Origin of the sequence: Ensifer sp. ZNC0028 (genome assembly GCF_000799055.1) — a bacterium.
Taxonomy (GTDB): domain Bacteria; phylum Pseudomonadota; class Alphaproteobacteria; order Rhizobiales; family Rhizobiaceae; genus Ensifer.
In genome coordinates this window covers 1-6,383 of the sequence record NZ_JTLA01000127.1, presented here as the reverse complement: position 1 = coordinate 6,383, position 6,383 = coordinate 1, and the positions used below count along the sequence as shown (strand labels likewise).

Sequence of the window (6,383 nt, the reverse complement as noted above, 5' to 3'; positions counted from 1 at the left end):
ACAATTCGGTAAAAACAGGAATCCCTATTGAGTACAGACCCTAGCCGGCGCTCTCCTTGGCATGCTGGAACTTGTAGGCCAGCGCCTCCGGCAGCCGCCGCGGGCGGCCCTGAGCATTGATCACGGCGATGATCACCTTGGCAGCGATCAGCAACTGTTCGCCGCGGCGAATTTCCTGCTGCAGCACCATCTTGGCGCCCCCGGCCTTCTCCGTGACGGTCGTGATCGTCAGGATGTCGTCCATGCGCGCCGGCGCCTTGAAGTCGATCTCCATGCGGTGGACGACGAAGACGAGGCCCTCGCTGTCGCCCTCGATCGCCAGCGTCGCCTGTTCGACGCCGAGCAGCCGCAGGAAATCGGTGCGGGCGCGCTCCATGAAGTGCAGGTAGCGGGCGTGGTAGACGACGCCGGAAAAGTCGGTGTCTTCGTAATAGACGCGCTGGATCAGCTGATGGCCGTTTTCGGTCAGTTCGCCTGCAAGCGAGATCAGGGACATACTTTTCTCCGAAAGAATTTCCCGTTTCCTGTGCAGGAACAAAAAGCCGTTTGCAAGCATTGCAGCCTTGTCACAATCCTATCCTATCACGTGACGGACTTCCTTTGCGATCAGGAGAACGTGCATGAAGATTGCGATTCTCGGCGGCGACGGTTTCGTCGGCTGGCCCACGGCCCTTCATTTGTCCGATGCCGGTCACGACGTTCATATCCTCGACAATCTCTCCCGCCGATGGATCGATACGGAACTGGGCGTGCAGTCGTTGACGCCGATGGATTCGATCCAGGAACGCACCCGCATCTGGCATGCCGAAACCGGCCGCCGCATCCATTTCAACCTGATCGATCTTGCCCGCGACTACGAGCTTCTGAAGAACTGGCTCGCCGAACATCGCCCTGATGCCATCGTGCATTTTGCCGAGCAGCGAGCCGCCCCCTATTCGATGAAGAGCGACCGCCACAAGAACTACACGGTCAACAACAACGTCAACGCCACGCACAATCTCCTGAACGCATTGGTCGAGCTCAGCCTCGACGCCCACCTGGTTCATCTCGGCACCATGGGCGTTTACGGCTACTCCACCATCGGTGCGGCAATCCCCGAGGGTTATCTGCCTGTCGGCATCGAAACGATGGGCGGCGAGACCGTCAGCCAGGAAATCCTCTACCCCGCCAATCCCGGCTCGATCTACCACATGACCAAGTGCCTGGATCAGCTGCTCTTCCAGTTCTATGCCAGGAACGACGGGCTTCGGATAACCGACCTGCACCAGGGCATTGTCTGGGGCACCCACACCGAGCAGACGCGCCGCCACCCGCAGCTAATCAACCGCTTCGACTATGACGGTGACTACGGCACGGTCTTGAACCGCTTCCTCATCCAGGCGGCGATCGGCTATCCGTTGACCGTGCACGGCACGGGCGGCCAGACACGCGCCTTCATCCATATCCAGGACTCGGTCCGCTGCATCGAGCTGGCACTCACGAACCCGCCGGCGCGCGGCAGCCGCGTCGAGATCTTCAACCAGATGACCGAAACCCACAGGGTGCGCGACCTCGCGGAGATGATCGCCACGATATCGGGCGCTCAGATCGCCTGGCTGCCGAACCCGCGCAAGGAAGCCGCCGAGAACGAACTCGTCGTGCACAACGAGAAATTCCTGAGCCTCGGCCTCAACCCGACGCGGCTGCAGGATGGGCTTCTTACGGAAATTGTCGATGTCGCCAAGAAATTCGCCTATCGTGTCGACAGAACGCGCGTGCCCGCCGTCTCCGCCTGGACCAAGGACATCGCGCCGCTCATCAACCACGACCCAGAGGGCAAGCGGCTGAAATCCGTTTCATGAGATCGACCGATCCTTCGGAGGGGCTCCGCCCCTCCTCGCCTCCCCAAGCCGACCATGCCTATGTGACGCTCGTCACCAATGCCGACTATGCGCTTGGCGCCCGCGCGCTGGCGCGCTCCATGAGGCTGACGGGCACGAAGGCCGATATCGTCGTGCTCCATACCGGCGGCGTTTCGCACGAGGCGCTGGCACCGCTCGCAGAATTCCAATGCCGCATGGTCGAGACCGACCTCCTGCCGCTCTCCGACGAATTCAACGCGCGTCATCAGCGCCGGAACGTGCATGAGCAGGCGCCCTTCACCAAGGGCCGCAAGCCCGACTTCCACTCGCCGCTCGACAACTTCTGCAAGCTCCGGCTCTGGCAGCTTGGCGAATACCGCCGCTGCGTCTTCATCGATGCCGACGCGATCGTTCTCAGGAATATCGACCGGCTGTTCGCCTATCCGGAATTCTCGGCCGCCCCCAATGTCTATGAAAGTCTTGCGGATTTTCACCGGCTGAATTCCGGCGTCTTCGTCGCCGAACCGTCACTGGCGACATTCGACAGAATGCTCACTCGGCTTGACGCGCCGGACGCCTTCTGGCCGCGCACCGACCAGAGCTTTCTGCAGACGTTCTTCCCGGACTGGCACGGCCTGCCGGTGACGATGAACATGCTTCAATATGTCTGGTTCAACCTGCCGGAACTCTGGGAATGGAGCGCGATCGGCGTGCTGCACTACCAGTATGAAAAGCCCTGGGAGAAGGATCATCCGCGCCGGGAGGCCCTGCAGCCGCTGATCGATCTCTGGCACGGCTATCTCACAGGAGAGGCTATTCCGGACATCGCATCGCTCGCCAACCCAGCCCGCCGATGAGCCGGGTGCTTGTCTCCGGCGGCACAGGCTTCGTCGGCCGTTTCATCGTCGAGCATCTGCTACAGGCCGGGTACGAGGTGGTGGTGGGTGGTCGCACGCGGCCCGCCGGCACCTTCGTCGGCGGACCTGTTGATTTCGTGCCCCTGTCGCTCGATCCGACGATCGATCACAGCGCGGCTTTCGCCAATGTCCAGTGTTTCGTCCATGCCGCCTTCCAGCACATCCCCGGCCGATATCGCGGCGGCGAAGGCGACGATCCCGAGGGTTTCCGCCGCGCCAATCTCGATGGTTCGATTCGCCTGTTCGAAACGGCACGCGAACAGGGCGTGGAGCGCTGCATCTTCCTGTCGAGCCGCGCGGTCTATGGAGCACACCCAGCGGGCACGCTGCTGACCGAGGGGTCGGCCTGCCACCCCGAGAGCCTCTATGGCACGCTCAAGCTTGAGGCGGAACGGCAACTGGAACTGCTCAGCACGAACGACTTCAAGACAGCGAGCCTGCGCGTCACCGGCGTCTACGGAGCGCCGGGCAACGGGGCGTCGCACAAATGGCAGGCCCTGTTTGACGACTATCAGCAGGGCCGCCCGGTTGCAGCGCGGGCCGGCACGGAAGTGCATGGCGACGATGTCGCAACCGCCGTGCGCCTCGTGCTTGAAGCGGAAGCACGCCGCCTACCGGCTTCGGTCTTCAACGTCTCCGACATCCTCGTCGACAGCCGTACCATTCTGGAAATCGTGCGCGAAATCACCGGTTGCACGAACGACCTGCCCGAACCGGCCGCATTGGCTGATTTCAACGCGATGGACTGCGACCGCTTGCGCGCGCTCGGCTGGACACCGGGCGGGCTGCCGCGGCTGCGCGAGACGATCGAAAAGCTGCTCGGCTGAGGCGCTGTGCAGAGCCGTTCTGTGTCGATCAAGGACTCCTTTAAGGAGTGTTAATTTACAATTTAACACCACAGGTTGCTCTCGAAAATCCGCGCTATGTTGGCTGTGCGGAACGGTCCCGCTCCGCGCAAAAGCTCAACCCTCCCGTCGATCGACGGCGCTTCGAAGGAAATCAATCATGCCTATCGAGACGTTGAATCCTGAAGTCTGGAAGCTTGTCGGCACTTTGAACGGTGAATGGAAAACGAATGGCGGCAATGATTTTGGCTGGGGTACGGTCAAGACCTCATCGCAAACCTTGACCGCAAACGCCTTGCTTTCGGTCTACAAACTGATGCGCGGCAACCAGAACCTGACGCGTGACTACTATCTCGTCGTCGGGGATGTCTATCACGGCATCCAGGGCTCGCCGTCCAACCCGTCGTCCAACTGGGTGTCGGTCGGCTTTTACGCCAATCAGATGAAGCTGCGCCTCGAAACGAACTCGTCGCAGGCGCGGCTGGTAACCTTCGGGCCCAACAGCACCGTCGAGCAGGCGACGATCAGTTTCTCGATCGGCGGCGAACTCAGCGCCGAATACAGCAAGGAAGGTCCGAAGGGCGGCGCCTCGCTCAGCGCCAATGTGGGTGTCAGCTTCACCGCCTCCGAGGTTTCGTTTGCGGCACGGCCCGCAACGCAATCGATCGAGTGGCAGGCGCGGCTGCCCCATGTCGGCTGGGTATCGCCAGGAGTACCGGCAAATCCCGGCCGTCCCTCCTATGCCGGCTACATCTGGAATGCAGCCGCGATCATCGAGGTCCCGCAAGGCGCAACGCCCAACTTCAAAGGGCGCTTCGAGGTAGACTTTGAATTCAATTGGACGCGCGGCATTCGCAAGCGGTCGTTCACGCCCGAGATCGATCTCGTCTACCAGTCCCTGACCAGGACCGGCACCAGCGACATCGAGGTCGTTCCGCCGCTGCCGACGATACTGGAGACCTTGCGCTCCCTCGCCTCTTCGACCGGCCGGGATGGCAAGACCGACACCTTCCTGGCGGCACTGGAAAACTCTCGCGTGATCGATGCCCTCGGCGACAGCAATCTCGACCAGATCGTCATCGCGCCGACCAACTTGGCCGTCCAGACCTACTTCGACAAGCACCCGCAAATCGCGCTCGAGGCGGTTTCACCGGCAAACCAGGCCTGGCTCGATAGCTGGGTCGCCGAACGGATCATTAGCACACCGCCCGGCTCGGTTGAACTGGCAACGCTCAGCCCGTCGGTGAAGAGCATGAGCGAAGGGGAATGGTACCAGTGCGCCGACGGCCTGCTGTTGGTCACCGACACCTATGAGGTCGCGTCCGGCCTGCGGGGCGCACTGCGAAGCGGCGCCATCCGGGCCGCCTGAGGCCACGTGACGAACGGGCGCCCTGCTCGGCTCAACAGAGCGGGCGGAAGAAAACGGGCCTGGCGTCGTTTTGACGCCAGGTTCTTTCAGGCCAAGATGTCAAGCCCGGAATCTACCGCTCAGCCGAGATCGATCACCACGATCTCCGGCGGCATGCCGAAGCGAACCGGCGCAAGCGAGCAGCCGAGACCGCCGGAAACGATCAGATTGCAATCGTTCTCGGTCACATGGCCATAGGCGTAGCGCTCGCCGAAACGCGAGGGCACGACCGGCGCATAGCCGAGAAACCGCACCTGGCCGCCATGGGTATGGCCCGACAGCGTCAGCGCGACACGCGATGGAACGCGCGGGAAGACATCCGGCTCATGCGCCATGAGGATGACCGGATCGGCATCGCTCACCTGGGCGAGCGTACCGTCGAGGTCGTCGAGACCACCCATGTGCCTGCGCTTCCATTTTTTACCGGGCAACAGCGCCAGCTGATCTTCGAGGCCGGCGACCCAGAAACCCTGCCCGTCTTTCTCGAAGCGGGCAGCCCGGTTGCTGTAGACGTTGATGCCGACGTCCTGCAGCGCCTTGTGCCCAAAGGTCGGTCCGCCACCGTTCTTCTGCGCCGTCCTGTCTTCCCACCAGTCGTGATTGCCCATGACGGCGTGCACGCCGAGCGGTGCCTCGAGAACTGCGAGCGCCTTCGACCATTCGCTGGAATGCACATAGCTGGTGACGAAGTTCATGCCGGCCACATAGTCGCCGAGCAGCAGCGTGATATCGCCGCCAAGCGAGTTGGCCTGCCGGCAAATCGAAGCGATGCGGCTCGCCGGCATCCAGGGCTCGCAGGCGTGGATGTCGGTAAGCACGACGAGGCGCAGCTTCAGCCCAGGCGTCCAATTGGGCGGCGTCAATTTGTATCGGGTGACGTTCAGCCGGGCCAATGGTTCGACGGCAAAGGCGTAACCGCCAAGTGCTGCCATACTGGCGATACCGCCGCCGACCAGTTTCAACAATCCGCGTCGGCTGATCATCTAGTCGTCGTCCTCTAATGTCAGGCGAAACTGGGTCGCCTCCATTTCCTTGGGGGGATTAAGGCCGATATGTTTCCAGGCATTGGCGGTCAAAATACGGCCGCGCGGCGTGCGTTGGATGAAGCCCTGCTGGATCAAATAGGGCTCGATGATATCTTCGATGGCATCGCGCGGCTCCGAAAGGCCGGCGGCGATGGTTTCGATTCCGACAGGACCGCCGCCGAAGTTCTGCGCGATCATGAAGAGATAGCGCCGGTCGAGCTGGTCGAGGCCCATATTGTCGACGAGCAGCCGCGTCAGCGCCTCGTCGGCGAGTTCCTTGGTCACGGCTTCGGCGCGCGCCACTTCGGCGAAGTCGCGCACCCGACGCAACAGCCGGCCGGCGATGC

Annotated in this window: 7 protein-coding genes; 4 read left to right on the top strand and 3 right to left on the bottom strand. The window is 62.2% G+C overall.

Going from position 1 to position 6,383, the window contains the following annotated elements:
* Positions 1 to 40: 40 nt before the first annotated feature.
* Positions 41 to 496: a tol-pal system-associated acyl-CoA thioesterase gene (ybgC, locus tag L981_RS27695; protein WP_043624113.1), complete on the bottom strand. Its 456-nt coding sequence runs from the start codon at positions 494 to 496 to the stop codon at positions 41 to 43.
* A 124-nt stretch (positions 497 to 620) separates the two neighbouring features.
* On the opposite strand from ybgC, the gene L981_RS27690 reads away from it, so the two are divergent.
* The 4 genes from L981_RS27690 to L981_RS27675 all read left to right on the top strand — a co-directional run bounded on the left by L981_RS27690 (position 621) and on the right by L981_RS27675 (position 4,972).
* Positions 621 to 1,841, top strand: coding sequence for an NAD-dependent epimerase/dehydratase family protein (locus tag L981_RS27690; RefSeq protein ID WP_043624110.1), 1,221 nt, complete (start codon positions 621 to 623; stop codon positions 1,839 to 1,841).
* Positions 1,838 to 2,698: a glycosyltransferase gene (locus L981_RS27685; protein ID WP_043624107.1), complete on the top strand. Its 861-nt coding sequence runs from the start codon at positions 1,838 to 1,840 to the stop codon at positions 2,696 to 2,698. The genes L981_RS27690 and L981_RS27685 overlap by 4 nt, the downstream gene beginning before the upstream one ends.
* Positions 2,695 to 3,585 (top strand): NAD(P)-dependent oxidoreductase, encoded by an 891-nt coding sequence (locus L981_RS27680; RefSeq protein ID WP_043624104.1) that lies wholly within the window; start codon positions 2,695 to 2,697, stop codon positions 3,583 to 3,585. Before L981_RS27685 ends, L981_RS27680 begins: the two co-directional genes overlap by 4 nt.
* Positions 3,586 to 3,763: 178 nt before the next feature.
* Positions 3,764 to 4,972, top strand: coding sequence for a hypothetical protein (locus L981_RS27675; protein ID WP_043624101.1), 1,209 nt, complete (start codon positions 3,764 to 3,766; stop codon positions 4,970 to 4,972).
* A 119-nt stretch (positions 4,973 to 5,091) separates the two neighbouring features.
* On the opposite strand, the gene L981_RS27670 is transcribed toward L981_RS27675, so the two are convergent.
* Both L981_RS27670 and L981_RS27665 read right to left on the bottom strand, forming a co-directional pair.
* On the bottom strand, positions 5,092 to 5,994 hold the full coding sequence (locus L981_RS27670; RefSeq protein WP_043624098.1) for a metallophosphoesterase: 903 nt from the start codon (positions 5,992 to 5,994) through the stop codon (positions 5,092 to 5,094).
* Positions 5,995 to 6,383 (bottom strand): Holliday junction DNA helicase RuvB C-terminal domain-containing protein (locus L981_RS27665; protein ID WP_043624095.1); only part of this gene is annotated, 389 nt, incomplete at its 5' end. It lies immediately after the preceding gene.